This window comes from Sorangium sp. So ce145 (genome assembly GCF_051525985.1).
GTDB classification, from domain to species: Bacteria; Myxococcota_A; Polyangia; order Polyangiales; family Polyangiaceae; genus Sorangium; species Sorangium cellulosum_B.
Genome location: NZ_CP150315.1, coordinates 12,350,688 through 12,377,531, shown reverse-complemented (window position 1 = coordinate 12,377,531; position 26,844 = coordinate 12,350,688). Strand labels below are relative to the sequence as shown.

Here is a 26,844-nt window from a genome sequence, read left to right as displayed (position 1 = left end):
CAATTGCTAGAGGCGGCGTTGACGCTCGGGCGCACATGGTTAGTTTCGCGGTCGCGAGCCAGCGAGCTCGCGAAAACTCGGCGAAAGTATCCGGATTCCCAGCGGTTTTTGACGGCTCTGGAGCGGTGGCTCGCGGCAGCTGTCAGCTGAGCCCTGCTGGCCGGTCGGGTCTTCTCGCCCCCCGTGGTCATCAGGCCGTCGCGCAAACAGTTCTCGGAGGGTTCAACGTCATGGGCAAGATCATCGGCATCGATCTCGGCACGACCAACAGCGTCGTCGCGGTGATGGAGGGCAAGGAGCCCAAGGTCATCGTGAATGAGGAGGGCTCGCGCCTCACGCCGTCCGTCGTGGCCTGGGACGACAAGGGCGAGGTGCTCGTCGGTCAGATCGCCAAGCGCCAGGCGGTCACGAACCCCACCAACACCATCTACTCGGCGAAGCGCTTCATGGGGCGCCGCTTCGAGGAGGTGCAGGAAGAGGCGAAGCGCGTCCCGTACACGGTCAGCAAGGGCAAGAACAGCGACGCCTCGATCGCGGTGCGCGGCAAGCAGATGTCGCCCCCCGAGGTCTCTGCGAAGGTCCTCCAGAAGCTGAAGAAGGCCGCGGAGGACTACCTCGGCGAGAAGGTCACCGAGGCCGTCATCACCGTGCCGGCGTACTTCAACGACTCGCAGCGCCAGGCGACCAAGGACGCGGGCCGCATCGCCGGGCTCGACGTGAAGCGCATCGTCAACGAGCCCACGGCCGCCGCGCTCGCGTACGGGCTCGACAAGAAGAACGAGCAGGTCATCGCCGTGTACGACTTCGGCGGCGGCACGTTCGACATCTCGATCCTCGAGGTCGGCGACAACGTCGTGCAGGTCATCTCGACCAACGGCGACACCCACCTCGGCGGCGACGACGTCGACCACCTCGTGATGGACTGGCTCGCGGCCGAGTTCAAGAAGGACACCGGCATCGACGTCTCGAACGACAAGATGGTCGTGCAGCGGCTCAAGGACGCCGCGGAGCAGGCGAAGATCGAGCTGTCGAACGTGCAGGAGACGACGATCAACCTGCCGTTCTTGACCGCGGACGCCTCGGGGCCGAAGCACCTCCAGAAGCAGCTCACCCGGGCGAAGCTCGAGCAGATGATCCGGCCGCTCATCGACCGCACGCTCGAGCCGACCCGCAAGGCGCTCGCCGACGCGAAGAAGTCGCCGCAGCAGATCGACGAGATCGTCCTCGTCGGCGGCTCGACCCGCATCCCGCTCGTGCAGGAGACGGTCAAGAAGTTCTTCGGCAAGGAGCCCCACAAGGGCGTGAACCCGGACGAGGTCGTGGCCGTCGGCGCCGCGGTCCAGGCGGGCGTGCTCTCGGGCGACGTGAAGGATCTCGTGCTGCTCGACGTCACGCCGCTCTCGCTCGGCGTCGAGACGCTCGGCGGCGTGATGACCGTGATGATCTCGAGGAACACCACGATCCCGACCCAGAAGAAGGAGATCTTCTCGACCGCGACCGACAGCCAGCCCAGCGTCGAGGTCCACGTGCTCCAGGGCGAGCGCACCGAGGCCCGCTACAACCGGACCCTGGGCCGCTTCCACCTGGAAGGGATCATGCCGGCGCCCCGCGGCGTGCCGAAGATCGAGGTGACGTTCGACATCGACGCGAACGGCATCCTCTCGGTCCACGCCAAGGACACGGCCACCGGCAAGGATCAGCGCATCACGATCACCGCGTCGGGCGGCCTGAAGGAGGACGAGATCAACCGGATGGTCAACGAGGCGGCGGCGCACGAGGCCGAGGACAAGCGCCGGCGCGAGGAGATCGAGCGGCGCAACAAGCTCGATAACCTCTGCTACACGCTGGAGAAGACGATCAGCGAGAACAAGGACAAGCTGCCGGAGGGCGACGTCTCGGCGCTGAACGGGATCATCGCCGAGGGGCGGTCGGCCATCGAGAAGCAGGACGACGCGGCCGTGAGCGCGGCGCTGGAGAAGCTCGAGAAGGAAGCGCACCGCATCGCGAGCGTCATGTACGAGAAGGCCGGCCCGCCGCAGGACGGCGGCGGCGCCGCGCCCGGCGGCGCGCCGGGAGGCCAGCCGCCGCCCCCCGCCGGCGGCAAGGGGAAGGATTCGGTCATCGACGCGGAGTTCGAAGAGTCGAACTGATCGCCGCGAGGAGCCCGCTCCTCGACGGCGTGCGACGAGCGCGGATTCCTCCGCGCTCGTTCGCCGAGCGGCAAGCGCCAAGCGGCAAGCGCCAAACGCAACGAGCGCGGATTCGTCCGCGCTCGTTCGCATTTGGAGCGACCGCCGCGCGCCATGCGGCGCACGCGGCCGTCGCCTGCGCGGCGCGCTCCTTGGGCGTCGACTCGGATGTCCGGGAGCCGTATAACCGGCGCTCATGCGAACTCTCCTGCCGATCGCCCCCCTGGTCCTCATGGCCGGTTCCCTCGCCTGCGGGCCGTCCCCCGCGCCTGTCGCGCCGACAGCAGGACAGGGCGAGGTCAAGGCCGGACCTGCCCAGGTCGCTACCAGCCCGGCGTTCGATCTATCGCCCGTCGCCGAGCCGGCCGATATCGTCGGCGTGCTCCGCTGGAGCAACCCCGCGGCCACGCTGTCGAGCATCGCGACGTGCGCGGGGCTGCCTCCGGCGCTCGCGGAGACGGGCGCGCAGGCGTTCTCCTCGGGTGTGCTGAGCGAGCTCGTGAGCCCTTCCATCGACACGGACCAGCTCGCCACGGTGCTCGCGCTCGACGCGCCGGTGCACCTGATCGTCGCGCTCGATGACAGCTCGAAGCGGGGCAAGCCCGTGGCGGCCGTGTCGTTCGGGCTCACGTCGCTCGAGCGGGCGAGGGGCGCGCTCGAGGCGGGCGCCGCGCTCACCGAGGTGAAGCCCGGCATGTGGAAGATCGGCGGCAAGGAGCCCTCGTCATCGAGCTGCTTCCTCGCCGCGTCCGCCGGCTCGGCGCCCGCGCGGCTCCTCTGCGGCGATCGGGACCGCGACGTCACGACGCTCGGGCCGTACCTCGCGCGCACGCTGCCGACGCTCGCGCCCGAGGCGCGCGACCTCCACGGCGAGGTCCGCTTCGTCCCGCTCAGCACGAAGTTCGGCGGCATGGCGAAGCAGCAGCTCGGCGGGCTCCCGATCCTCGCGCAGAGCCAGCTCTCGATCGGGCAGCCCCAGTTCGACCGGGCGCTCACCGACGCGGCGACCTCCGTTCAGCAGGAGCTCGAGGCGCTCATCAACGACGCGAGCAAGGCGGTCGTCGATCTCCAGGTCGACAACCAGTCCTGCGTGAACTTCACGGCTGCCCTGGAGCTCCGGGGCCAGTCGTCGTGGATCGCCAAGACGATGGCCGACAGGGCGAAGCGCGCCGGGGCCGCGCCGGCGCTGTACTGGCGCGCGCCGAAGGACAGCGCCGGCGCGTTCTTCGACCACGGCTACGACCCGGCGCACTACGGCGGCATCCTGAAGACGCTGCGCGAGATGCTCGAAGGGTGGCTGGAGAAGGAGAAGATCGGCAAGCCCGCCGATCGCAAGGCGCTCGCCGACCTCCTCGCGCTGCCGATCAACCAGGGGCCGAGCGTGTCCGCCCACGGGTACCCGGACGCGCCTCCTGCCGCTGCCCAGGCCGGAAAGCCGACGCCGAACGAGGCGCTCGACAAGATGATGGGGGGCTTCGTCGGCTGGAACCTGCTCGGGTTCGAGGAGGCGCCCGACGCGCTCATCAAGTACGTGAAGAACGCCGTCACCGCCTACAACACGCCCGGGCTGCGCAAGCGGCTCCCGGAGATCGACATCGATCCGAAGGATCTGCCGACGGTCAAGGCGGTCCAGGCGCCGAAGGAGCTCGGGAAGACGTCGCTCGCCGTCGAGATCCAGATCGTCCGCGATCTACCGCGGCTCGACGACGACGCGGGCTCGACCCCCGCCGCCAAGGGCAAGCAGAGGCCCAAGCTGACGATGACGCTCCACCTCCTCGTCATGGGTGAGGAGAAGACGACGTGGGTCGCCTTCGGACACGACAAGGGCGACCTGCTGAGGCGGCTCGCCATGGTGAAAGCGGGCGCGCCCGCCGCAGCGACGCTCGCGTCGCGTCCGGGGCTCGAGAAGCTGAAGACCGGGAAGTTCGCCTGGGGTGGATTCTCGACGCTCGCCCCGATCACCCGCACGTTCCAGAACGTGCTCTCGACGCTGGATCAGCCCGGGGCGGCGCCGGTGGCGCTGCCTCAGGAAGCCCGAATCTTCGGCGAAGCGCTGGCAAAGCTCCCCCACAAAGGGGAAGGGCTGATGTTCGTCACGACCCAGCAGCAGGGCGGCGCCGCGCCGCGGGCCGAGATCTCGATCAACGTGTCGAAGCCCGTGCTCGAGGACATCGGCGCGCTCGTGGCGGCAGGGCTTCGAATGGCCGGCATCACGAAGCCATAGGCTCGTGGATGCGCTATCACCACAGCCAGTAAGCTGGCGCGGCTGCTCCTGCTCGTTCGTGTTCCCTGGTCACCGCGCCGCGCGCGTGCTTCGTCCGCCCACGTTCAAGATCGGTACGCGAATTGCCACCGAAAAGATGAGAGGAAACAATGAACAACCGTGAAGGTGCGAGTCGCGACGGAATGAGCCCGGCGCGGCCGGAGACGTCCGCCACGACGGCAGCCGCCATGCCGAGGCCGCCCGTGCGCCGCGCGGCGCCCGAAACGGACGACTCCGATCTGCCCGATCTGACGCCGGAGCAGCTCGGCGAGCTCAGGCAGGCGCTCGAGGAGCGCCGGGCGAGCCTCGTCGCCAACATCGATGAGCGGCAGCACGCGGAGCGCGACATCTCGCGCGAGGTGGGCGACGAGATGGACGAGGCCAACGCCGAGGGCGCGACGTCGCTGACGTCGAAGCTCCTGGAGCGCGACGTCCGCGTGCTCGCCGAGATCGACCGTGCTCTCGCGAAGATGAAGGAGGGGAGCTACGGGATGTGCGAGGGCACCGGCGAGCCCATCGGTTACCGCCGCCTCAAGCTGCGTCCCTGGGCGCGCTACAGCGTCGCCTACCAGGAGCAGATCGAGCGCGAAGAACGCACCGGCGGCGGCGCCTGATCGCTCCCCGCCAGCAGGCACCGCACGTCCCTCCCCGCCAGCGCGGGCGAGAGGCGTGCGGCCCGCGTTAGCGGAGGCGCATGTCCACGGGGGCGCTCGAGCTCGCGCCGAGCGCTCTGGTCCGCGCAGCGATCACACGCGCGAGCAGGGCCCGCGCGACGACGCACCTCAGCCGCCCATCCGCTGGATGAACGGGACGATGCGCTCGACGAAGGGCTGCTTGTGATAGCGGTCGAACTCCGCCCAGGTGCAGAGCGTCCGTGGATCCTTCACGCGATCGACGAAGAGCACGCCGTCGACGTGATCCTTCTCGTGCTGGAAGGTGCCCGCCGACAGCCCGCGCACGACGCGGTCGATCGGCCTCCCCTCGCGATCCAGGCCGGTGAGCCGGATCTCGGTGGTGCGATCGACGACACCCCTCAGGTTCGGGACGCTCAGGCACCCTTCGTAGTTCTCGAACGTCTCCTGCGTGAGCGGCTCGATCACCGGATTGACCACGATGGTGAGCGGGATGTTCGGCTTGTACGGATAGCGGGGGTTGTCCTGCACCTCGACGGCGAAGATGCGCACCGGCACATGGACCTGGGTGGCGGCGATGCCCGCGCCGTTCGCGTCGCGCATCGTCTCCACCAGATCGTCGATGAACGCCTGCATCGCAGGGGACGAGAGCTCTTCTTCCGTGACCTCACGCGCTCGCTGCCTGAGGACAGGGTTGCCGATGTGGGCGATTTTCAGGAGCGTCACGCGGCGATCGTACCATGGACGCGCGCCGCCGGCCTGGCCGGCCATGGCGGCGCCCAGGCGCTGGTCCATGCGGCGCGCGGCGGCGTCAGCTATGGAGACGGGGCATGCACTACTTCCCTGACGAGCCTTGCGTCCCCGAGCAGCAGCAGGCGACCGCCGTCATGCACCTTCGCTTCGAAGACGTCAGCCAGAACGGACAGGTGATGCTGGACGCGCTGCCGCACGGCCTCGGGCCCGCGGTCTGGGTGAAGCTCCTGCGGGCGAGCCCCGTCGAGGCGCTCATGCTCACGCAAGGGATCGTCCCGATCCTCACCCGCCTCATCATCGAGGGCGGAGAGGGGCCGATCGCGACGCGGGAGCCGCTGGAGCTGCAGGGCCGCTACCAGCTGGCGCACACGGAGGACGCCACCTCCCAGGTGAACCGGCTGATCCTGGCCATGTGGCTCTCGGCCAGCGGGCGCCGCAGCCGGACCTACGGCCCGCCGCCGCCCGGCGCGGGCGAGCCGATCCAGGTCGGTCGCGTGTTCGCGGAGCACGTCTTCACGCGGCCCTTCGCGCCGCCGGAGGCGCGCAAGGTGCTGCGCTTCGAGTCCCCGGATCTGCCGGCGGTGCCGCCCGAGCGCTACGACTTTCGCTCGCCGGAGGCGTTGATGGGCCTGCCCGAGGGCGCGGAGCCGCTCGACGCGAAGCCGACCCTGGATCCGATCCCGGTGGCGTTCGGCCTGGATCACACGGACGGGAACCAGCACGTGAACTCGCTCGTGTACCCGCGGCTCTTCGCGGAGGCCGCGCTGCGACGCCTCTCGGCGCAGGGCCACAGCACGGCGGTGCTCGCCCGGAGGGTGGAGGTCGCCTACCGCAAGCCGTGCTTCGCGGGCACGCAGGCGAGGATCATGCTGCGCACGTTCACCCTCGGCGGCGCGCTCGGCGCGCTCGGCGCGTTCGTGCCGGAAGCGCCGGAAGACCCGGCCAGCGCAGCCCCCGGGGCGCGTGCCTATTGCTACCTCCGCACGCTGTTCCAGGGCTGAGCCGGCGCGAACGCGACGACGCCGCGCCCTCTGGACCGGCCTTCCGGGTCGACGCCGCGCGCAGCGGCGCGCGCGATGACCGGCCCGCTACGCGCTCACCGTGCGGGGGAGGCCGGCGCGATCGGCGATCTCGTCGTGGAAGGCGCGGAACGTCGACTCCTGGGGCCATGAGGGCGCGTCGGCGAGGAGCTCTTCGACGCGGGTGAGCTCGCCCTCGTCGATGGCGACGACGGCCGCGGCGTAGCGCATGGCCCAGAAGACGAGCGGGCTGGCCTCGCTCGCGCGCTCCAGCAGCGCGCGGTCGCCCGGCACGCTCGTGTGAGCGAAGGCGCGGGCGAGCGCGCCGGCCGCCGCTCGCAGGGTGACCACCCGGCTGCGAAAGGGCGAGCTGATGTCCGGGAGAGGGAGGCGCGCCAGGCGACCCGCCTGCGCGAGCGCCATGTCGCGATCGCCCTCGAAGGTGCAGAGGAGCGTGTCGAGGAAGAGGCGGTGCTCGAGGGCCGCTTCCCACGCGGGCCCCCGCTCGGCGGCGGCCATGGCCGCGCGCGCCTTCTCGACCCAACCATAGGCCGCGAACGCCGTCGCCGTCATGAGCGGCGCCATCGTGGCGGGGTGCGGGATGCGGTGAAGCGACGTCGACCAGCGCCGCAGCACCGAGCCCACGTCGCCCGAGCGCAGCAGCCGGCGCAGCTTGCGGCGCGCGAGCCAGCGCGCCGCGGCGAACACGAGTGCCACGCTCAGCACCGCCGACATGATCACCGGCTGCTGCCAGGCGAACCGGAGCGCGGCCGCTGCCAGCGCCGCGGAGCCGATGAAGAGAAGCACCGGAATCAGCCGGCTGCCCCGTCCCTCGTCCTCGGAATCGAACGGATTCACGACACCTCCAAGCGTACGGGGCTTCCTGAACGAGGCAAGTCCCGGCCGATGCCGCTCCGGGTCGATCGCTCCGCGCTCACACCACCACCCTTTGCACACCCCGATCGCAGCTCACGCTCGCACCGCGCTCACCCCCGATGGCTCCGAGGAGGGAACCAAACGTGGGCGACGTGGGCGACGGCGCCGCGTTCGCGAGGGAGTCGAGGCGCCATGGCCCACGAATCGCCGCCGCGCGCGCCGTGGGGCTCGACATGGGGACGAGGTTCGACTACGAAGTCCCTGCGTCAGGCAACAGCGCCTGGACCTCATGGGTCCGCCGACAGCGCGCCGTGAACCCCGCCAGGCCCGGAAGGGAGCAACGGTAGCGGAAAGCGAGTGTGGCGGGCCCACTTACTTTTTGTCGGTCCCGTTGTGGGCCCGACGCGCTCCCGCGCTCACCTCGGGCGCGGTCCCAGAAGAGCCGGGCCGTCGCCGCGCGGATGCAGGCCTCAAGGGGCGTCGAGCGCCGCCGGCGCGATGGGCGCGACGGGCACGGAGAACAGCGCCTCCGGGCTCGTCACGATGCGCGGGACATCCGCGTCGCGCAGCGGGCTCATGCCGTCAGCGGGCAGGCGCTGCTGCACGATGCCCGCCGCTTCGTCGCCGCCCTCCAGCGTCACGGCGGAGAGGCGGCTGTCCAGACCGACGTCGCCGTCGATGAGCACGCTCGCGCGGCGCGACGGGCTGATGGAGGGGCTGATGGAGGGGTTGAGGGACTCGAGCCCGTTGCCGCTCAGGACGAGCCCGAAGATCGCGGCCTGCGCGCGCTCCTGCCAGCTCACGCCGTCGCCGACGACCTCCTGGGCGAGCCCGCCGTCCGCGCTCACCACCGCCGAGTCCGCGAAGGTCCCGGCGATGCGCATGCCGTCGATGATGATGCCGCGCGCGTCGCCGCTCATCCCCAGGCCGATGGCCCGGTTCTTCTCGAGCAGGCCTCCCGTGAGCTGGACGGTCTGCTCCGGCGTCGTGTGCTGGATCCAGATCCCGGGCTGGTTGCCGCTCACCTCGAAGCCCTCGCCGCTCTCGCCGAGCGCTGCGTCCGCTCGATCGATCAGGAGACCGAACCCGGTGTTGTCGGCGACCTTGAGGGCCGCCGCGTCGAGGCTCGAGCAGCCGGACACGGAGATGCCGCCGCTCGGATCGAACCCGCTCAGGCCATTGCCGCTGACCTCGACGAAAGACATCGTGGCGCGCACCCCGACGAGCGACACGCCGACCACCTTGCTGTCGCGGACGAGCGCGTCCTCGACATGGAGCTCCACCGGCGCCTCGCAGCCACAGCCGCCGGTGCACTGCGCCCACAGGCCCGGCCCCTGCGAGCCCGAGACGACGGACCGCACGACGGAGACGCGGCCGGCGTCGAACGCGCTCAGGCCGTACCGCGCGGAGCCCTCGATCTCCGACGCGACGAGGTCGAGCGACGCGCCGAGACCGAGCGTCACGCCGTCGGACGCGCTGCTGACGACGCGCACCGCCTCGATCCGCGCCCGGGCGCCGGCCGCGATCCGCACGCCGCCCTCGCCCACGGTCAACGCCCGGAGGACGGCGCCGTCGCCGGCCGCGAGCGAGACCGCCGCGACGCTCACGGAGCCAGCGCCGCGGCCGAGCAGGCTCACGCCGGGGGGCAGGTCGATCGGGCCGTAGGCGCCAGGGCCGAGCGCGATGCACGCCCCAGGTCGAGCGGCCTCGGTGGCCTGCGAGAGCGCGGCGGCGCTCGAGACCTCGATGACCTCGGCGCAATCGACCGACGCGGCGCAGGAGTCCCCGTCGCAGAGCGCTCCCGCGGGGACACCGATGCACGCGCCAGACGCCGCGCGCGCGCCAGGGCATCCGCCCGGCGGTGCGGGATCCGACGCGCACCCGAGCGCCGCCGAGCCGAGCGCCGCCGCGGCGGTCAGAACGATAGCTGCCTGATTCCAAGACTTGATCATGACGAACGTCTCCCGCGCGGCACGTCGCGCTACCTGACGAGAAAGGGTCAGCGCCTCAGGGATCCGAGAGCAGCGCGCGGCACTCGGCCGCCCGCGCCGCGAGCTCGCCGTCCCCGAAATGCGCCGCCAGCGAGGCGGAGAGCTGCGCCACGGCCGCCTCGGCGCGAGTGCGGATCGAGGCGTCGCGGCGGGCCGCGCGGCAGATCCGCGCGAGGCCGAGCGCGACGTCCGCGAGGTACACGCGCCCGCCGCCCCCCTCGGCGAGTCGCAGCGCCGCGCAGCCGGACTCGAGCGCCTCGCCGACGTGGCCGGCCGCGAGCAGCGCGGCGGCGAGGTTGCGGTACGCGTCCGGGAGATCGGCGCCGGCGCCGGCCTGCTCGCCCAGCCTCACGGCGCGCCGCGCGTGCTCCAGCGCGGCGTGCGGGCGCGCGAGGCGGAGCTCGACCTCCGCGAGGTTGTTGTGGCCCGACGCGATCGCCTGGAGATCGCCGAGCCGCTCCTTCAGCGCGAGCGCTCGGGCGAACACCTCCCGCGCGCCGCCGAGATCGCCCTTCGCGAACAGCACGGCCGCGACGCCGTTCAGCGCGAAGCCCAGCGCCTCGGGGTACGCGCGCTCGTCGACGGCCCGCGCGGCCTGGCGGTAGCAGCGCTCCGCCTGCGCCAGCCGACCGCGCGAGTAGAACACCGTCCCGAGCGCGAGGAGCAGCTGCGACGCCGCCGCGCGGCGGCGGTCGTCGCCTCGATGCAGCGTCCGGCAGATGCGCAGGCTCCGGAGCGCGACCGCGCGACACGCGTCGAGATCGCCGGCGCGCCGGTGGAGCGCCGCGAGCAGCCCGTACATGGGGAGCGTCTCCGGGGCGGCGCCGCCGCGCTCCGCGAGCGAGATCGCGCGCTCGACCAGCGCGCGCGCGTCGGCCGTCGCGCCGCGCACCTTGAGCACCAGGGCGAGGCGGAAATCCACGCGCGCATCCCAGAACAGCGCCGCCTCCGGGCCTTGTCCGGGCGGGGCGGAGGCGCGCCGCTCGACGCGGAGGATCCGCGCCCGCGCCTCGAGGTACGCGCGCTCCGCCTCGTCGAGCCGGCCCGCCCTGCGGAGGGCGTCGCCGACGTCGAGCAACAGCGCCGCGCGCTCGTGCCAGGCGAACAGCCGGCGCTCGTCGCCCCCCGGCGCGGCTGCCGACGGGGCGCGCGCCGCGGAGCCCCTCGCCGGGGCGCCGTCCGCCGCGCTCGCGTGGATCTCCCGGGCCCGCTCGAAGTGCCGCAGCGCCTCGGCGTTCTGCCCGAGCGACGACGCGCTCGCCGCCGCGCGCGCGTAGGCGAGCGCCGCGCTCCGCGCGTCGCCGCCGCGATCATGGTGGAGCGCCGCGAGCGCCTCCCCGAGCCCCCGCGGCGCGCGCGCAGGGGAGCGCCCCGCCGAGACGCCGTCGATCCAGGCGGCGACCTCGCGGTGCATGGCCCGGCGCACCTTGAGGCTGAGCGTCTCGTAGGCGATCTCCTGGGTCGCCGCCTCGGCGAAGACGTACTCGCAGTCCTCGGGGAACGTCGACGCGTCACGCGCCTGGATGATCTGCTGATCCCGGAGCCGCCGCAGCACGTCCGCGGTGCTCGAGCCGCCGCCGTCGAGCGGCACGGCGCCGCGGAGGTGGTCGATCGCGCCCTTCCAGAACGTCCTGCCGACCACGGCCGCCTGCGCCAGGACCGCGCGCGCCTCGCCGTCGAGCCGATCGAGCCGCGCCTGGACGATGCCCTGGATCGTCGCCGGCAACGAGAGCCGGGCGAGCTGCTCCTCGTGCAGGATCCAGGGCTCGCCGAGGCGCCGCTCGAGCGCGCCGGCGTCGATGAGCAGGTACAGCGTCTCGGTCAGCGTGAGCGGGTTGCCCTCGGCGCGCTCCGCCAGGGCGCGGATGGCCTCGGCGGAGCAGCGCGCGACGAGGCGGAGGCGCTCGCGCGCCATGTCCTCGATGTGCCGCCGCGGCAGCGGGCCGAGATCGAGGCGCGCGTGGCTCGCCTTCCCTTCGCCCCAGTGCGGCCGCCGCTCGTAGAGCTCGGGCCGGGCCGCGCCGACGAGCAGCAGGGGCGCGTCCGACAGGCGCACGGCAAGATCGTCGAAGAGGTCGAGGCTGGCGTCGTCCGCCCAGTGGATGTCGTCGAGCAGCACGACGACGGCTCCGCGCGCGGCCATCGCTCGCAGCAGCATCGCGACGGCCGCGGCCACCCGCTTCGCCACCTCGGCGCCGCCCTCGTCAGGGACGATCGCCGTCGCGGGCGCGGCTTGCGCCGCCGGGCGCGGGCAGAGCACGGCCGCGACCTCCGCCAGCGCGTCCTCCAGGGCGAGCGGGTGCGGCGCGCCGCTGGCCTCGCCTCCGGCGTCGACGCCGAGGACGCCGCTCGCGAGCATGCTCCGCACGACGTCGCGCGCGTCGCCCTCCTGGACGCGGAAATGAGCGCGGAGGAGCGACGCGGCGAGGTGGTAGCTCGCATCCATCGACAGCGACGAGCACGCCGCGCCGAGCACGATGCACGGTTCCGCGCACGGTTCCGCCTGCGACAGCGCCCTCGTCCGGACCTCGGCGAGGAGGCGGCTGCGGCCGACGCCGCCCGCGCCGATCACCGAGACGAACATCGCGCGCCGCTCCGCGATGACCGTCTCCAGCGCCTCGGAGAGCCGCTGCACCTCCCCCGCTCGCCCGATGAAGCGGGTGTCGAGGCCGAGGAAATCGGATCCCGCGCCCGATCCGCTCGCGAGCTTCAGCACACGGAAGCCCGGCGCGCCGCCGCCTTGCGGCTCGACCTGGAAGAGCCCGGCCACCTGCCGGAACGTGGGCTGCGCGATCAGCACCGCGCCGGGCACGGCGGCCTGCTGGAGCTGCGCGGCCGCCTTCAAGGCCTCGCCGGAGGCGTCGACCGGGGCGCCCCGCCCGGTCGCGCCGCTCACGAACAGCCGCCCCGTGCTGATGCCCACCCGCAACCTCGGCCGGCAGCGCGGCGGCAGCTGGACAGGGAGCGACCCGGCGTCGAGCGACGCGAGCTCTAGCCCGGCGCGGACGGCGCGCTCGGCGTCGTTGTCGCTCGCGCGCGGCGCGCCGAACAGCGCGGTGACGACGCCCTCGCTCCTGCCCTGCACGACGCCCCCGAGCGCCTCGACGCGCTCGCGGACGAGCTCGCGGCACGCCTCGCGGAGCTCCAGCTCCTGCTCGGGATCGAGCGGCTCCTGCCCGTCGTCGCCGGCGACGATCCCCGCGGAGAGCACGGTGCAGACACGGTACTCACCCGCGGGCGCCGCGAAGGTCGCCCCGCCCGCGGGCGCCGCGACCTTCGTGGCGTCCGCGGGCTCCGGGGCGGCGAGGAGCGCCGCGCTCGGACCCCGCGGAGACGCCTTGTCGGCCCTCGGCGAGATCGCGGAGAGCGGGGCCGCCGGCGGCCGGAGCGCGGAGCCGGCGCGCGCGGACGCGAGCGCTTCTCCGAGCTCGCGCGCGTCCCGGAAGCGCGCTGCGGGCTCGACCGCGACGGCCCGCGCGACGACGGCCTCGAGCGCGGGGCTCGCCTCGACGCCGAGCCCCGCGAACGACGGCCGCCTGCGCGGGTCCACGGCGGCGAGGTAGAGCTCGGCCCAATCGCGCCCGTCGATCGGCTGCTTCCCCGAGGCGAGCTGCAGCAGCACGAGCCCGAGCGCGAACACGTCCGTCCAGGGCCCCGTCGCGCCGAGCTTCGGCTCGAACTGCTCCGGAGCGCCGTAGAGCGGCGTGAACACGTGCAACGTCGGCGACGTCGCGAGCACCTGCGTCGTGTCGCTGGGGCTCACGCCCCGCGCCGCGGCCACGGCTCGCCTCGTCTCCGCGAGCGCCTTCGACAGCGGCATCGACGCGTCGATCACCTTGGCGATGCCGAAGTCGACGACCTTGATCGTCGTCGCGCCGGGAGTCTCGACGAGGAACAGGTTCGCCGGCTTGACGTCGCGGTGAGAGACCCGCTCTTCGTGCGCCATCGCGAGCGCGCCCACCGCGGGCGCCAGGAGCTCGATCGCCTCGTCGACGGAGTACGGCGCGCGCCCGGAGGCCCGCCGCGCCTCGATGTGCTGCGCGAGCGTCTCTCCCTCGAGCCACTCCATGACGATGTACGGCGTCCAGCAGCCCTCCGGCGAGGTCGCGGCAGAGACGTCGAGCGCCTGGACGATGCCCGTCGTCCGGCGCGACAGCCGGTGCAGCAGCCGGGCCTCGCGCTCGAACGTGTCGAGCAGCGACTGCCGCTCTTCCGGCAGGAGATCTGCGGGGATCTTCAGGCACTTGACCGCCACCTGCTCCTGGAATCCCAGGTGGGTCGCCCGGTAGACCACGCCGAACGTCCCCTCGCCGGCCACGGCGTCCACCAGCAGCTTGCCGCCGATGGTGTTGCCCACCCAGCCGAACGGGTCCCGCGCGATCATCCGCGGAAATTCTACTGCCCGCGCCCCGGCGCCGGGAGCGCGCCGCCTCGCAGCGATGACGATCGCTGCCCCGCGCGCGCTGGACCACCTCGACCGCCACGCCCCGCGGGCCCCGCGCGCGCGAGGCGAGCGCGACGGCGGTCGCCCTGCGCCCGCGTCCGTGCTACGCAGCCGGCTGCTGGGCGTGCCCTCGGTCCTGGCGACCGTCCCGCGAACGCTGCCGCAACGGTCCCCGGAACGGATCGCACGCGCGCAGCGGCAGGGCGTCGCTCGTCGTCCGGCGCGACTCTGGGGTGCGATGTGGCTGAGCCGGAGATCCTTTCCCGCGATGGTGGCTCCCTCGAGCTCCTGATCATCACCCAGAGCTCGATGAGCACCCGGCAGCTGCCGGGCTCGGGCAGCGTCGTCCTGGGCAGGGACGAGGACGCCGGCATCTGCGTCCCCGACTCCTCGGTGTCGCGCCGGCACGCGGTGCTGCACCTCGGCCCGCCGCTCCGGATCGAGGACCTCGGCAGCAGCAACGGGACCCGCGTGCGCGCCCGGCACTGCAGCGCGGCGACCGAGCGCCTGATCGACGTGGGCAAGGGCGCGCCCGCGCGCGGCGCTGCGGTCGAGCTCTCGCCCGGCGACGTCATCTACCTCGGCGCCGCGCGCGTCGTCCTCCGCCAGAAGGGCGGCGAGCGGGACGCGGGCAAGGACGTCATCGTCAAGGACGACGCGATGCGCGCGGTCTACGAGCTCGCCGAGCGCGTCGCGAACGGCCCGATCAACATCCTCCTGCTCGGCGAGACGGGCGCCGGCAAGGAGGTGCTGGCCGAGTCGATCCACAGGGCCTCGCCGCGCGCGAGCCGCCCGCTCCTGCGCCTGAGCTGCGTCGCGCTGTCCGAGTCGCTGCTCGAGAGCGAGCTGTTCGGCCACGAGCGCGGCGCCTTCACCGGCGCCGTCCGGGCGAAGCCGGGGCTGCTCGAGACGGCCGAAGGGGGCACCGTGTTCCTCGACGAGATCGGCGAGCTGCCGCCCTCGATCCAGGCCAAGCTGCTCCGGGTCATTGAGGAGCGGAAGGTGATGCGGGTCGGCGGGCTGACCCCCATCAAGATCGACGTCCGCTTCGTGTCGGCCACGCACCGCGACCTCGAGGCCGAGGTGAGCCGCGGCGCGTTCCGGCAGGACCTGTATTTCCGGCTGAACGGCGTGACCCTCTCCATCCCGCCGCTGCGCGAGCGGCCCGGGGAGGTCGCGGCGCTGGCGCAGCTCTTCGCGGAGCGCACGGCGAAGGAGCTCTTCCCCGGCGAGGCGAGCGCCGCGTTCGTTCCGATCTCGCCCGCGGCCCTGGCCGCGCTCCAGCGCCACAGCTGGCCAGGCAATATCCGGGAGCTGCGCAACGTGATCGAGCGCGCGGTGATCCTCGCCAACGGGGCGCCGATCGGGCCGGAGCACCTGCTCCTCTCCTCTCTGGCCGATCCCACCCGTCCATCGCATGCCATGCCCCTTCCGGCGCGCCCGCCGCAGACGCCCTCGAACGCGCGTGCGCCGGAGCCGGCGTCGGCGTCGGCGTCAGCATCAGCATCTCCGATTGCGAGGAGCGTGCCCGACGGCGCGAAGAGCGCGCCGGACGGCGTGGACCCGGGCCCCACCCGGCTGCGCGACGCCATGGAGGCCCACGAGCGCGAGCGCATCGTCCAGGCGCTCGAGCAGTGCATGGGGAACCAGACGCGCGCCGCGGCGCTGCTCGGGATCTCACGGCGCACGCTGGTCGAGCGGATCCGCGTCTACGGGCTGCCGCGGCCGCGCAAGGCCTGAGCGTTGCGCAGATCGCCGCGCAACCTGGCGTCGATCTGGCGTCGATTGCGCGAGGGCTCGCTCAACCGAGCGGCCGCCCGCGCAACACCTCAGGCGGGCGTCTCACGCCGCTCCAGCGGGGCGAGCTCGATCCCGAGCTCCGTGGCGAACCGGAAGATGCGCTCGTCGCGGTAGAACTCGCCGAAGACGACGCGCGAGAGCCCCGCGTTCGCGATCATCTTGAAGCACCCCCAGCAAGGCGAGGCCGTGACGTAGACCGTCGCGCCGTCGATCCGCACCCCGTTCCGCGCGGCCTGGATGATGGCGTTGGCCTCCGCGTGGATCGTGCGCACGCAGTGGCCGTCCTCGATCAGGTGCCCGTCCTCGTCGCAGTGAGGCAGCCCCCGGATCGAGCCGTTGTACCCGGTCGCGAGGATGCTCTTGTCGCGCACGATCACCGCGCCGACGTGCTTCCGATCGCAGGTCGCCCGCGACGCGACGACCTCGGCGATGCGCATGAAATATTCATCCCACGAAGCCCGATGCGTCATCGCTCACCTCCACGACGGGGGATCCGCGCCCGCCGCCCCTCGACGTCCCCTCGACGCCGAGCGACCCGCGCTCGCCGATCCCTCCAGAATGTCCAGGGATCCGCCCTCCGGTCCCCTCGCGAAGGGCCCGGCGGCGCGCGCCCGCGGCCCCGGCCGAGCCGCGCCGCGCGCCCAGCGGGCGCTTCTATCACGACGCCGGGCGCCGCGGAGCCCCCCGCGGGCACGGGACCGCGCGAGGCGCCTCGACAGCGAGGCCCGGCGCGTGGTAGCGCGCGGGGGTGAGCTCCGCCGCCCCCCGAAGGTCAGATCGCCGCATCCTCGTGCTCGGCTCCGGGGGGCGCGAGCACGCCCTCGCGCGTGCGTTCGCCCGATCGCCCTCGGTCGCCGAGGTGATCGTGGCGCCCGGGAACGCCGGGACCCACGCGCGAGCGGGCGCCGGCCGCGCCCCGATCCGCCGCGTCGACCTCCCGTCCCTGTCGCCCGCCGAGGCGAGCCGGCTCGCCGTCCGCGAGCGCGCCGACCTGGTCGTCGTCGGCCCCGAGGCGCCGCTCTGCGCCGGCGTCGCCGACGCGCTCGCCGCCGAGGGCGTCGCCGTCTTCGGGCCGAGCCGCGAGGCGGCGCGCCTCGAGGGGTCGAAGGCGTTCCTCAAGGAGTTCGCCGCGCGCAACGGGATCCCGACCGCGCCGTTCCGGATCGTGCGCTCCTTCGACGAGGCGGCCCGCGTCATCCGCGAGCGCGGCGCGCCCATCGTCGTGAAGGCCGACGGGCTCTGCGCCGGCAAGGGCGTCGTCGTCGCGACGACCGTCGACGAGGCGCTCGCGGCCGCCAAGGACATGCTCGTGGATCGCCGCTTCGGCGACGCCGGCGCGACCGTGATCCTCGAGGACGCGATCCAGGGCGAGGAGGCCAGCGTGCACGCCATCAGCGACGGCGAGGCGATCTTCGTCCTGCCGGCGGCGCGCGATCACAAGCGCGTCGGCGAGGGCGACACCGGGCCGAACACGGGCGGCATGGGCGCGTTCGCGCCGAGCGCCCGCGTCACCCCGGCCCTTACCGCGCGCGTCGAGCGCGAGATCCTCCGGCCGACGATCGACGGCATGCGGGCGGAAGGGAGGCCCTTCCGCGGGGTGCTGTTCGCGGGCCTGATGATCACGCCCGCCGGGGACCCCATCCTGCTCGAGCACAACGTCCGCTTCGGCGATCCCGAGTGCGAGGCGCTGATGGAGCTGCTCGAGGGCGACGTCGCCGAGCTTTGCGCGTCTGCCGCGGCGGGCGCGCTCGCTCCCGGGGCGGCGCGCGTCGCCCCCGGCCGCCACGCGCTCACCGTCGTGCTCGCGGCGCGCGGCTACCCCACGGCGCCGGTGACCGGCGACGTCATCCGCGGCCTCGACGCCGCGGCGGCGGTGGAGGGCGCCTTCGTGAACCACGCGGGCACGGCCGAGCGGGACGGCGCGGTCGTGACCGCGGGGGGCCGCGTGCTCGCCGTCACCGCCGCGGGCGACTCGCTCGCCGAGGCGCGGGAGCGCGCCTTCCGCGCCGCGGGCGCCATCGACTTCGACGGCAAGGTGCTCCGCCGCGACATCGGGGTGGACGGAGCGCGCGCGGCCGGGTGAGGCGGCACCATGGAACCCATCGTCGATCTCGCCCCAGGGGCTGAGGAGAACCCGCTCGCGACCTACCTCGGTCAGCTCATCCGCGAGCACCTCGCGCGCGACCCGAAGCGCGCCTCCGATTTCCGGGCGCTGCGCGGATCGGTGCTCGTCGTCGCGCAGGACGCCGATACGTCCATGACGATGCGCTTCGACCACGGGCGGCTCACCATCCACGACGGCGCCATCGGCATCCCGTCCGTCACGTTCTGCGGCGACGAGTCGGCGCTCCGCCGGCTCCCCGACGTCGCGTTCCACCGCTGGCTGCGCCTCCCGAAGCTGGGGGTGCTGCACCGCCGGCAGAGCGGCCCCCTGCGCGACCTCGCGCGACTCGTGGCCCGCGGGGAGCTCAAGATCTACGGCCTCGTCGCGCACCCAAGGCTCCTCCTCAGGCTGCTCCGGGTCCTCTCTCGCCTCCCCTGAGGGCCTCGCCCAGGCCGGTAGCAACGCCGCGCGACACCATGCGGCGACGATGCGACGACGAGAACTGGTGTGATACTGTAAGACGAAAGCGGACGTCCCGTCCGGATTGCACGGCCGTTCTTGTGGGCTTGCAAACCAATGCTACCCGGCCCGAAAGCTGTCTTTTGACGGCCTGTTGGGCTGTTGGTATGGCTCGATCATGGGCATCCGATTGCGCTACCTCGCCCACGATCTCGAGGTGCCGCTCGGCGAGTTCTTCATCGGACGGAGCGCGGACTGCCAGCTGTCGCTGGACGACCCGCTGGTGTCGCGCAGGCACGCGCTGCTGACCGTCGGTGAGGGCGGCGTCGCGATCGAGGATCTCGGCAGCCGCAATGGCGTGCTCATCAACGGGGCTAGGATCGCGGGGCGCCAGGTCCTGTCGGACGGCGACAAGATCGCGATCGGGGGGCAGGAGATGTTCCTGCTCGGGGCCATCGAGCCGAGCTCGGCGCACTCGCCGCGGAGCGCGCCGCTCTGGACGAGGCAGCAGAACGCGCGCACGGTCGACATGAGCGAGATGCCCGCAGGCGAGGACGACGGCGCGACGGCCATCGCCTCCCGGAGGTCGCTCCCCGGGCTCGTCCCCCAGCACCCGGACAAGCGCGTGCACGCGCTCAGCCTCATCGGCAGCGTCGCCGACAAGGCGCTCGCCCTGGGGCGCGTCGACGAGGCCGAGCGCATCCTCCAGCGCTCGCTCAGCGACATCCTCACGAAGGCGCGGGACGGGGGCGTCGGCGCCGTGCAGCCCGAGCTGGTCGAGAAGGCAAGCATGTATGCGGCTCGCCTCGCCGCGGCGACGGGTCGGGGCTCGTGGATCAACTATATTTTCGAGCTGAATACCCGGCTCGAGCTCCTCCTCCCCGCCTACCTCGTCGATGAGCTGTATAGTGTCCTGCGCAAGGTGAAGGCCGTCGACATGTCCATTCTCCGTGGCTATGCGAAGCGGCTCCGCGAGCGCGCTGGTGAGCGTACGCCGGCGGAGCGGTTCATCCTCCAGCGCATTGAAGGGCTCGAGCGCCTCGGCGCACTGAAATAGACCATGCCTTTCCGCCTCCGGTACTTGGCGCACGATTTCGAGCTCCCCGAAGGGCCCTTCGTGATTGGCCGGAGCGGCGACTGCCAGCTCTCGCTCGATGACCCGCTGGTGTCGCGGCGCCACGCGACGCTGCAGGTGCGCAACGACGGCGTGGCCTTGCACGATCTCGAGAGCAGGAACGGCGTGTACGTCAACGGCACGCGCATCTCCGGCCAGCGCGAGCTGACCGACGGCGACCGCATCATCATCGGCAGCCAGGAGATGCTGCTCTACGGCGGGGAGGAGTCGCGCCCCCACGACGCCTACGGGGTCGAGTTCCGTCGCGCGACGGCGACGCTCGGCGCGATGGCGCTGACCGAGATGCGCAAGATGTCGGACGACCCGACGGAGCTCACGAGCCCGACGGGAGACGGCGGATCCAAGGGCTTCCAGTCGCTGCGCCTGCTCGCGAGCCTCGCGGACAAGGCGCTGGCGATGGGCCGCAGCGAGGAGGCCGAGCGCATCCTGCAGACGGTGCTGATCGACATCCTGAGCCGCGCGCGGACGAACGTGCCGCTGGAGATGCCGGCCGCCGAGCTCGCCGCGCGCTACGCGGCTCGCCTCGCGGGCGCCACGACCAAGGGGACGTGGGTCAACTACGCGTTCGAGCTCTTCACGATCGCGCGCCGCCCGCTGCCCGGCCCCGTCGTCGACGAGCTCTACACCGTCGTCCGGCGCGTCAAGACGCTCGATATCCAGCCGCTCAGGATCTACCTCGACGACCTGCGCCGGATGGCTCCGTCGTTCGGTCCGACCGAGCGGTTCTTGATGCAGCGGATCGAGGGTCTCGAGCGCCTCGTCGCGGCGAAGTAGCCTCGGCATCGCCGCCGGGCGTCGCGGGAGCGGCGGCCTCTGGCGACGCGCGCGACACGCGCGACACGCGCGGAGCCGGCTGCGCCGGGCGAGCGGCCCCGTGCGGTGCAGGCGGCGGCGACACACGTGGGGCCGGCGCCGCGGAGGGCTGGAGCGGCGGCGGCGCGTTGCGGGGACGCGCGCCCGCCTCGGCTTCCTGCCAGCCGAGGTTCCTCGCGGCGGCCTTCGCGATCGCCTCGCGCAGCTCGGTATCGGCGACCTTCCCGAGCTCTCGCCGCACCTCGACCGGGAGCGGCGCCTCCTTCGGGGTCGGGCGGACCTCCTCGCGCCACGGCGGCCGCGCGACCGGGTCCACCTTGCCCACGCGGAACCGGAGGGACTGCACCGGGAGGCCGCGCGACCGGAGCTGCGCCGTGATGGTGTCGCCGAGCAGCGAGAGCTCCTGCGCCCACATCGAGCTCGCCGCGCGGACGTGGAGCACGCCGCGCTCCAGCTTGAGCGGCCGCGCGCGCGCCGCGATCCGGGACCCCACGGCCGCTTCCCACTCGCGGAACGGCATCGGCGAGGTGTCGACCTCCGCCGGCGCCGAGAGCGAGGACCCGCGCTGGATCAGCGCCCCCAGCCGTTCGATCCCACCTCCGCTCCGACGCGACATGCGCGCCGAGCGTAGCAGCCTGACAGCGCCATGCTCCGGCAGAGCGCGCCGTCCGGGCTCGCCCAGCGTCACGGACGGTCAGCCTCTACGGCGCCGCCTTATGACCACGACGATCGCCCGCCAGAACGGACCACCCGCCCTCGGCTGCCTGGCGGCGAACGATCGTGAGGGGCGCTTTCGGTACCGAAGGTGGGACTCGAACCCACAAGCCCTTGCGGACAGCGGATTTTGAATCCGCCGCGTCTGCCATTCCGCCACTTCGGCTCAGCGCTGCGATGTCAGCGAGCTCCTGGAACCGTAGATCACCGGGCACGATCCTGGCAACCATCAGAGAGCCTGAGAGCCTGAGAGCGGTCGCGCGGGCAGGAGGCGCGGCGAAGCCAGAAGCAGCGCCGCCGCGCCGCCGCCACGCCTCGAGGCGCGGCCCGCGATCGCGGCGCGGCGCGAGGTCACACCACGAAATCCAGCATCTGGAGGCGCGTCAGGTAGTCCTGGAGCGCGGAGGCGTACTCGTCGATCAGGAGATCGAGCTTCACCAGCGCGCCGTGATCGTCGACCGCGTCGATGGTCCCGCTCACCGGGATCTCGCGCGCGGGCAGGACGAGCACGCCGCTCCAGTGCGCGCCCTTCGCGACGTCGCGCAGACCGGCGAGGCGCAGCCAGCCGTCCGAGAGCTCGACGACGGGGACGAGGTCGCCGCTGTCCAGACGGACCGAGCTCTTCAGCGTGTGAGCCGGCTCGACCATGTAATGGGAGCGCCGGTTCTTCTCGATGAGCTCCTCGAGGGTCGCGCAGATGACCTTGCTCAGCGGCGTTTCCTCGCTGTCGAGCACCAGATCGAGGAGCCGCTTCATCGCCTTCTGCGTGCGGATCAGGTTCGCGCGGGTCTCCTCGAGGCGGCGCGCGTCGCGCCGGATCTTGCCGGCCACGACGTTGAGCAGGTTGTTGTAGAAGGGGTACGCGACGTCCCCGTGGTCCTCGAAGAAGTCCTGGAGCTCGGCGACGCCGATGCGCCAGATCTCCGAAGGCTGCGTCGTCACCGCCGTCGTCGTCCGCCGGAAGCCGGTCAGCGCGCCGAGCTCGCCGATGGGCGAGATGGGGCTCAGGCGGAAGCGCGTCTCGCCCGCGTCGAGCAGCGCAACCTCGCCCCGGACCAGGAGGAACAGGTGCGCCGGGGCGCTCCGGGCCTCGAAGAGCACGTGGCCGGACGGGACCTCCTGGCGCTGGAACGCCTTCATCAGGTCATCGAGGTGATCCTCCGTGATTCTCTCGAACAGCGGGATCGCGTGCAGGTCGGATGGGCGGACCGCCATGGGATGACACTCCTCTTCAACATGGGTCGGGCTCCGCGTCCGCGGCGTCGCGGGACACGGAGCCTTGCGGCGCGCACGAGCTCTGCGTGGACCGCGGGAGCGGCATCCTACTCCAGGTCCCGAGCCGAGGAAGAGGGATGGCCTCGACGCGGCGAGGCGCGCGCCCGGGCGCCGTGGAGGTTTGCCCCGCTGGCAGGATCGGGTAGGTGCCGGTAACGTCGCCCGGGTGATGCCGTCCGTTCGCCAAGGGCTCCCCGCCGCGATGCGCGCCTCGCTGCCGCGCCGCTCGCTGCTGCGGCTCGCCGCCATCGGCCTCGCCCTCCTCGCCGCCGCGTGCGGCTCCGCGTCGTCCGGTGCGCCGGTCAGCGCGGAGACGGCGCCGCCGCCGAAGCCGCGCAACGCGGCCGCGATCGCGCAGTCGATCGCCGGGGGGAAGGTCTCGGTGCTCGTCTACGGCGACAGGACCCGGGGACACCCGATCATGGCGCGGCTCTCGGCGCTCGATCTGTGGGGCCCCGTGCTCACCGGCACGGGGCTCGATCCGGAGCGGGACGTCGAGCGCGCCTTCGTCACCGCGCCGCGCGCGGACGCGGCCCACGAGGCGGTGGTCGTCGTCCAGCACAGCGTGCCGCCGGACAGGCTGGCGTCCGGCCTCGACGCGCTCCTCTCGCGCAGCCAGCCGCCAGGGGCCCGGGAGAGCGGGCTCGGCGTGCCGGCGGTGCGCGTGACCATCAAGGGGCACACGCGCGTCGTGGCGACCGTGGAGCCCGACTTCCTCGTGGTCTTGCCGGTCGCGCGGGCGCGCGAGGCGCGGCGCTTCCTGGGCACGGGCGGCTTCCCCGATCCGACAGGCGACGAGGCCGCGATCGCCGCGGCGATCGACCCGGCGCGGACGCTGAAGGGGCCGCGCGAGGCGCCCCGGGTGCCGCCCACCCTGCGATCGCTCGAGGCCACCGTGACGCTGACCAAGGACGGCGGCGCCACGGTCGCGCTCGACGGCGCGAGCGAGAGCGCCGAGCTCGCCGCCCGCGACGCGGCCTTCCTCAACGAGGAGATCGAGCGCGCGACCTCGTTCCGCATCGCCATCGTGACGGTCCGCGTCGTCGACCCGATCGTCTTCTTCGCCGAGGGGGACCGCGTGAAGTCGAACCGGCGCGTGACGCCCGGGGAGCTCGACAAGCTCTTCGGCCTGCTCAGCGCCGTGCTGCCGCGGTAGGCTGCCGCCCGATGCGACTCGTCAAGATCGGAATCGCCAACGTCAACGCGACCGTCGGCGCCGTCCGCTCGAACACCGACCGGTGCCTCTCGCTCGCGCGCGCGATGGCGCGCGACGACGTCACCCTGGCGGTCTTCCCGGAGCAGGTGATCGGCGGCTACGCGGCCGAGGACCTCGTGCAGTGGCCGGCGTTCGTCGCGAGCCAGCAGCGCGAGCTCCGCCGGTTCGCCGAGGAGACCGCGCAGCTCCGCACCGTGTTCATCATCGGCGTGACCGTCGGCGTGGGGGGCGACCTCTTCAACGCCGGCGCCATCGTCCACGCCGGCCGGGTGCTCGCCTTCTCCCCCAAGGAGAAGCTGCCGACCTACAACATCTTCTACGAGGCGCGGACGTTCTCGCGCGGCATGCCGCTCATGGAGCTCGACGCCGACGGCGTGCTCTGCGGCGATCGCGTCTACGCCTTCGATTTCGGGACGATCGCCGTCGAGGTGTGCGAAGACATCTGGTCGCCCGACGGCCCGATGCGGCGCCGCTGCTACGCCGGCGCCGAGATCGTCTGCAACATCTCGGCGTCGCCGTTCCGCGCCGGGGTGACGGGCACCCGGCGCGAGATGATCGCGACCCGCGCCGCGGACAACCAGTGCACGGTTGCCTACGCGAACCTGGTCGGCGGCAACGACGGGCTCGTCTTCGACGGCGGCGGGTTCATCAACCAGAACGGCCGGCCGATGCTGGAGGCGCCGCGGTTCCGCGAGGGGTTCTCCGCGGCCGTCGTCGACCTCGACCGGACCACCCGCTGCCGCCGCGAGGCGAGCACCTGGCGCAGCGATCTCGAGGAGTTCCGCCGCGCCTCGGCCCGCATGGTGCAGGTCCTCCGGATCGACGGGGAGACCGCGGACCGCGCGCGCCTCGCCTACCCCGCCCCGCCGGCCGGCACGACGCCGTTCCTGCCCTCGGCGGCGCTGCCCGCGATCTCCGCGCGCGACGAGCTGCTCGACGATTTCTACGAGGCGCTCGCGCTCGGCGTCGCCGACTATTACCGCAAGATCGGCGCCTTCAAGAGCATCGGCCTCGCGCTCTCGGGCGGCCGCGACTCGCTCCTCACGCTGCTCGTCGCCTGGCGCGCGGTGCAGCTCATCCACCCGGGCCTCGAGGGCGCGGCCCTGCGCGAGCGGATGAGGGCGTCGCTGCACGCGTTCTTCATGCCCTCCCGCTACTCCAGCGACGCCACGCACCGCGCCGCCGCGCAGATCGCCGACGATCTCGGGGTGTCGTTCGCGGTCATCCCGATCGAGGACGCGTTCCCCCGAGAGCTCGAGGCCGCCCAGGCGATGGTCGGCGAGGGCGGGCAGCTCACCGAGCTCACGAAGCAGAACGTGCAGGCGCGCATCCGCGGCGGGCGCATGTGGAACTGGGCGAACACGAGCGGCGCGCTGTTCCTGCAGACGGGGAACATGAGCGAGAAGGCGCTCGGCTACACCACGGTGGGCGGCGACCTGGAGGGGGCGTTCAGCGTCATCGCCAACCTGCCGAAGACGGTGGTCATCGCGCTGCTCGAGCGCCTCTCGCAGCGCTTCCGCTTCCAGGGCATCCAGCAGACGCTCGCCACCACCGCCGGGCCGGAGCTCGCCGAGAACCAGTCGGGCGAGGCCGAGCTCATGCCGTTCGAGGTCCTCGACGCGTGCCTCCACCTCTACGGCGCCGAGAAGCTCGCCGCCGACGAGGTCGCGGCGGCGCTCCCGAGCCTGTTCCCCGACAAGGACCCCGCCGCGCTGCGGGCCTGGGCCGAGAAGTTCGCGACGCTGTTCTCGAGATCGATCTTCAAGTGGGTGCAGTCGCCGATCGCGATCCACCTCGGCTCGCTCGATCTCGACCGCGAGCGCGCGCTGCAGTTGCCCGTGGTGCAGCGGACCGAGTGGAAGGGCGGCTGAGCCCGACGCCACGGCGCGGCCGCCGCCCTGCGCCGCGCGATCGGCGCTCGATCCGCGGCGCGCGGCGCGCGGGCGGGCAGCGCGTCAGTTGGCGGCCTTCTCGACGGAGGCCGGGGCCCCCTGCCTGCCGTCCTTGCCGTCCCTCGAGGCGATCTCGATCCCGTCGTGGCCAGCGGCCATGCCAGGAGCCACGGGCGTCACGGCGGGGCGGATCGAGCCGTCCGCCGAGAAGCGCTCGAGATCCTCGGTGACGCGGCGGAGATAGGCCTGCTTGATGTGGAACGGCAGGAAGGCGCTCTTGAAGCCGGCCACGATGGTCGCCTTGATCTCCTTCAGCCCGAACCCCATCTTCGTGTGGCAGTGCCAGAGCTCGTGGGACACCGTCGTGTCGGTGACGAGCCGGTTGTCCGTGTTGACGGTCACGCGCAGGCCGAGGCTCTGGTAGAGCTTGAGCGGGTGCGAGGCGAGGTCGCGCACGGCGCCGGTCTGCACGTTCGACGACGGGCAGCACTCGAGCGGGATGCGGTGATCGTTGATGTAGTGGAGCAGGTCGCCGTCCTCGCGCAGGCGGCAGCCGTGGCCGATCCGGTGCGCGCCGCAGACGTGGAGCGCCTGCGCGATCGACTCGGGGCCGTACGCCTCGCCGGCGTGGATGGTGCAGTTGATGTTGTTCTGCCGCACGAGCTGGAACGCGGCCTTGTGGTGCTTCGCCGGGTGGTCGTACTCAGCGCCGGCCAGGTCGAACCCGACGACGCCGCGGCCCTTGTACGCCACCGCGAGCTCCGCCATCTCGAGCGACGACTCCGGCGAGATGTTGCGGATGCCGCAGACGATGACGTTGCTCTCGATGCCCAGCGCGTCGCGCGCCGTCCTCAGCCCGGAGAGCACCGCCTCGACCACGCTCGTGAGCCGCAGGCCGAGGCGGGTGTGCAGCATCGGCGAGTAGCGGACCTCCATGTAGCGCACGTTCTCGCGCGCGGCGTCCTCCGCGAGCTCGTAGGCGACGCGGTGGAGGGCCTCCTCGGTCTGCAGGACGCGCAGCGTGATGTCGAACGCCTTGAGGTACTCGACGAGCGAGCCGCAGTTCTGGCCCAGGTTCATCACCCTGCACAGCTCCGCCGGCTCGTACGTGGGGAGCTCGACGTGGTGGGCGCGGGCGAGCTCGATGATCGTCTCGAGGCGCAGCGAGCCGTCGAGGTGAACGTGCAGATCGGTCTTGGGTAGTTGCCGGAAGAACTCCAGGGGGAGCTTGCCGGCTAGCTCGGGATGATCACTCATGAGCTATTCTGT

Annotated in this window: 19 protein-coding genes, 1 tRNA gene and 1 other RNA gene; 12 read left to right on the top strand and 9 right to left on the bottom strand. The window is 72.6% G+C overall.

All coding sequences use genetic code 11. The features are described from left to right. The first annotated feature begins 230 nt into the window (after nucleotides 1-230). The 3 genes from dnaK to WMF34_RS46085 all read left to right on the top strand — a co-directional run bounded on the left by dnaK (nucleotide 231) and on the right by WMF34_RS46085 (nucleotide 5,066). Nucleotides 231-2,150: a molecular chaperone DnaK gene (gene dnaK / locus WMF34_RS46095; RefSeq protein ID WP_012241636.1), complete on the top strand. Its 1,920-nt coding sequence runs from the start codon at nucleotides 231-233 to the stop codon at nucleotides 2,148-2,150. 235 nt (nucleotides 2,151-2,385) lie between these two features. Then, nucleotides 2,386-4,413, top strand: coding sequence for a hypothetical protein (locus WMF34_RS46090; RefSeq protein ID WP_437991795.1), 2,028 nt, complete (start codon nucleotides 2,386-2,388; stop codon nucleotides 4,411-4,413). Nucleotides 4,414-4,640: 227 nt separating this feature from the next. Further along, nucleotides 4,641-5,066 (top strand): TraR/DksA C4-type zinc finger protein, encoded by a 426-nt coding sequence (locus tag WMF34_RS46085; RefSeq protein ID WP_044970476.1) that lies wholly within the window; start codon nucleotides 4,641-4,643, stop codon nucleotides 5,064-5,066. A gap of 168 nt (nucleotides 5,067-5,234) precedes the next feature. Here WMF34_RS46085 and def read toward each other — a convergent pair whose 3' ends face one another. After that, nucleotides 5,235-5,810: a peptide deformylase gene (gene def / locus WMF34_RS46080; RefSeq protein WP_437991794.1), complete on the bottom strand. Its 576-nt coding sequence runs from the start codon at nucleotides 5,808-5,810 to the stop codon at nucleotides 5,235-5,237. 104 nt (nucleotides 5,811-5,914) lie between these two features. On the opposite strand from def, the gene WMF34_RS46075 reads away from it, so the two are divergent. Further along, nucleotides 5,915-6,838, top strand: coding sequence for a hypothetical protein (locus WMF34_RS46075; protein WP_437991793.1), 924 nt, complete (start codon nucleotides 5,915-5,917; stop codon nucleotides 6,836-6,838). Nucleotides 6,839-6,925: 87 nt separating this feature from the next. On the opposite strand, the gene WMF34_RS46070 is transcribed toward WMF34_RS46075, so the two are convergent. Next, nucleotides 6,926-7,714: a hypothetical protein gene (locus WMF34_RS46070; RefSeq protein ID WP_437991792.1), complete on the bottom strand. Its 789-nt coding sequence runs from the start codon at nucleotides 7,712-7,714 to the stop codon at nucleotides 6,926-6,928. Nucleotides 7,715-8,019: 305 nt separating this feature from the next. On the opposite strand from WMF34_RS46070, the gene ffs reads away from it, so the two are divergent. Beyond that, nucleotides 8,020-8,109: signal recognition particle sRNA small type (ffs, locus tag WMF34_RS46065), an RNA gene on the top strand. A 93-nt stretch (nucleotides 8,110-8,202) separates the two neighbouring features. Here ffs and WMF34_RS46060 read toward each other — a convergent pair. After that, nucleotides 8,203-9,684: a hypothetical protein gene (locus WMF34_RS46060; RefSeq protein ID WP_437991791.1), complete on the bottom strand. Its 1,482-nt coding sequence runs from the start codon at nucleotides 9,682-9,684 to the stop codon at nucleotides 8,203-8,205. Between the two features lie 55 nt (nucleotides 9,685-9,739). Next, a complete protein-coding gene (locus WMF34_RS46055; RefSeq protein ID WP_437991790.1) occupies nucleotides 9,740-14,107 on the bottom strand; it encodes a serine/threonine-protein kinase in 4,368 nt (1,455 codons plus the stop codon). Nucleotides 14,108-14,407: 300 nt separating this feature from the next. Here WMF34_RS46055 and WMF34_RS46050 point away from each other — a divergent pair, with 300 nt between their 5' ends. Next, complete coding sequence (locus tag WMF34_RS46050) at nucleotides 14,408-15,907, top strand: sigma 54-interacting transcriptional regulator (protein WP_437991789.1); 1,500 nt, start codon at nucleotides 14,408-14,410, stop codon at nucleotides 15,905-15,907. Nucleotides 15,908-15,996: 89 nt separating this feature from the next. On the opposite strand, the gene WMF34_RS46045 is transcribed toward WMF34_RS46050, so the two are convergent. After that, on the bottom strand, nucleotides 15,997-16,437 hold the full coding sequence (locus tag WMF34_RS46045) for a deoxycytidylate deaminase (protein WP_044967417.1): 441 nt from the start codon (nucleotides 16,435-16,437) through the stop codon (nucleotides 15,997-15,999). A gap of 320 nt (nucleotides 16,438-16,757) precedes the next feature. Here WMF34_RS46045 and purD point away from each other — a divergent pair, with 320 nt between their 5' ends. The 4 genes from purD to WMF34_RS46025 all read left to right on the top strand — a co-directional run bounded on the left by purD (nucleotide 16,758) and on the right by WMF34_RS46025 (nucleotide 20,439). Further along, nucleotides 16,758-18,050 carry a phosphoribosylamine--glycine ligase gene (gene purD / locus WMF34_RS46040; protein WP_437991788.1) on the top strand — a complete coding sequence of 431 codons (1,293 nt, stop codon included), beginning with the start codon at nucleotides 16,758-16,760 and terminating at the stop codon, nucleotides 18,048-18,050. Nucleotides 18,051-18,059: 9 nt separating this feature from the next. Further along, nucleotides 18,060-18,509: a hypothetical protein gene (locus WMF34_RS46035; protein ID WP_012241624.1), complete on the top strand. Its 450-nt coding sequence runs from the start codon at nucleotides 18,060-18,062 to the stop codon at nucleotides 18,507-18,509. 199 nt (nucleotides 18,510-18,708) lie between these two features. After that, nucleotides 18,709-19,587 carry an FHA domain-containing protein gene (locus WMF34_RS46030; protein ID WP_012241623.1) on the top strand — a complete coding sequence of 293 codons (879 nt, stop codon included), beginning with the start codon at nucleotides 18,709-18,711 and terminating at the stop codon, nucleotides 19,585-19,587. A 3-nt stretch (nucleotides 19,588-19,590) separates the two neighbouring features. Then, the gene (locus WMF34_RS46025) at nucleotides 19,591-20,439 is read left to right on the top strand and encodes an FHA domain-containing protein (RefSeq protein WP_012241622.1); all 849 of its coding nucleotides are present in this window, start codon (nucleotides 19,591-19,593) and stop codon (nucleotides 20,437-20,439) included. Here WMF34_RS46025 and WMF34_RS46020 read toward each other — a convergent pair. From WMF34_RS46020 to WMF34_RS46010, 3 genes are all read right to left on the bottom strand, one after another. After that, nucleotides 20,330-21,094, bottom strand: a complete 765-nt coding sequence (locus tag WMF34_RS46020; RefSeq protein ID WP_044967415.1) for a DUF721 domain-containing protein — start codon at nucleotides 21,092-21,094, stop codon at nucleotides 20,330-20,332. The two genes, WMF34_RS46025 and WMF34_RS46020, sit on opposite strands and share 110 nt — an antisense overlap. A gap of 181 nt (nucleotides 21,095-21,275) precedes the next feature. Continuing rightward, nucleotides 21,276-21,358: transfer RNA gene (locus WMF34_RS46015), tRNA-Leu, on the bottom strand. 185 nt (nucleotides 21,359-21,543) lie between these two features. Next, the gene (locus WMF34_RS46010) at nucleotides 21,544-22,407 is read right to left on the bottom strand and encodes a Crp/Fnr family transcriptional regulator (RefSeq protein WP_012241620.1); all 864 of its coding nucleotides are present in this window, start codon (nucleotides 22,405-22,407) and stop codon (nucleotides 21,544-21,546) included. Nucleotides 22,408-22,636: 229 nt separating this feature from the next. On the opposite strand from WMF34_RS46010, the gene WMF34_RS46005 reads away from it, so the two are divergent. Then, nucleotides 22,637-23,623 (top strand): hypothetical protein, encoded by a 987-nt coding sequence (locus WMF34_RS46005; RefSeq protein WP_157907383.1) that lies wholly within the window; start codon nucleotides 22,637-22,639, stop codon nucleotides 23,621-23,623. Between the two features lie 11 nt (nucleotides 23,624-23,634). Beyond that, entirely contained in the window at nucleotides 23,635-25,554 is a 1,920-nt protein-coding gene (nadE, locus tag WMF34_RS46000) for an NAD(+) synthase (protein ID WP_012241618.1), read from the top strand. A gap of 84 nt (nucleotides 25,555-25,638) precedes the next feature. Here nadE and add read toward each other — a convergent pair whose 3' ends face one another. Then, entirely contained in the window at nucleotides 25,639-26,832 is a 1,194-nt protein-coding gene (gene add, locus WMF34_RS45995) for an adenosine deaminase (RefSeq protein ID WP_437991787.1), read from the bottom strand. Between the last annotated feature and the right edge of the window lie 12 nt (nucleotides 26,833-26,844).

What these genes read in the sequence shown, in the direction of transcription:
- WMF34_RS46035 (WP_012241624.1), top strand. Translation starts at nt 18,060, where the DNA reads ATGGAACCCATCGTCGATCTCGCCCCAGGGGCTGAGGAGAACCCGCTC.
- WMF34_RS46055 (WP_437991790.1), bottom strand. Translation starts at nt 14,107, where the DNA reads ATGATCGCGCGGGACCCGTTCGGCTGGGTGGGCAACACCATCGGCGGC.
- WMF34_RS46075 (WP_437991793.1), top strand. Translation starts at nt 5,915, where the DNA reads ATGCACTACTTCCCTGACGAGCCTTGCGTCCCCGAGCAGCAGCAGGCG.
- WMF34_RS46020 (WP_044967415.1), bottom strand. Translation starts at nt 21,094, where the DNA reads ATGTCGCGTCGGAGCGGAGGTGGGATCGAACGGCTGGGGGCGCTGATC.
- dnaK (WP_012241636.1), top strand. Translation starts at nt 231, where the DNA reads ATGGGCAAGATCATCGGCATCGATCTCGGCACGACCAACAGCGTCGTC.
- WMF34_RS46060 (WP_437991791.1), bottom strand. Translation starts at nt 9,684, where the DNA reads ATGATCAAGTCTTGGAATCAGGCAGCTATCGTTCTGACCGCCGCGGCG.
- WMF34_RS46085 (WP_044970476.1), top strand. Translation starts at nt 4,641, where the DNA reads ATGCCGAGGCCGCCCGTGCGCCGCGCGGCGCCCGAAACGGACGACTCC.
- WMF34_RS46090 (WP_437991795.1), top strand. Translation starts at nt 2,386, where the DNA reads ATGCGAACTCTCCTGCCGATCGCCCCCCTGGTCCTCATGGCCGGTTCC.
- WMF34_RS46030 (WP_012241623.1), top strand. Translation starts at nt 18,709, where the DNA reads ATGGGCATCCGATTGCGCTACCTCGCCCACGATCTCGAGGTGCCGCTC.
- nadE (WP_012241618.1), top strand. Translation starts at nt 23,635, where the DNA reads ATGCGACTCGTCAAGATCGGAATCGCCAACGTCAACGCGACCGTCGGC.
- WMF34_RS46045 (WP_044967417.1), bottom strand. Translation starts at nt 16,437, where the DNA reads ATGACGCATCGGGCTTCGTGGGATGAATATTTCATGCGCATCGCCGAG.
- WMF34_RS46025 (WP_012241622.1), top strand. Translation starts at nt 19,591, where the DNA reads ATGCCTTTCCGCCTCCGGTACTTGGCGCACGATTTCGAGCTCCCCGAA.
- WMF34_RS46010 (WP_012241620.1), bottom strand. Translation starts at nt 22,407, where the DNA reads ATGGCGGTCCGCCCATCCGACCTGCACGCGATCCCGCTGTTCGAGAGA.
- WMF34_RS46005 (WP_157907383.1), top strand. Translation starts at nt 22,637, where the DNA reads ATGCCGTCCGTTCGCCAAGGGCTCCCCGCCGCGATGCGCGCCTCGCTG.
- add (WP_437991787.1), bottom strand. Translation starts at nt 26,832, where the DNA reads ATGAGTGATCATCCCGAGCTAGCCGGCAAGCTCCCCCTGGAGTTCTTC.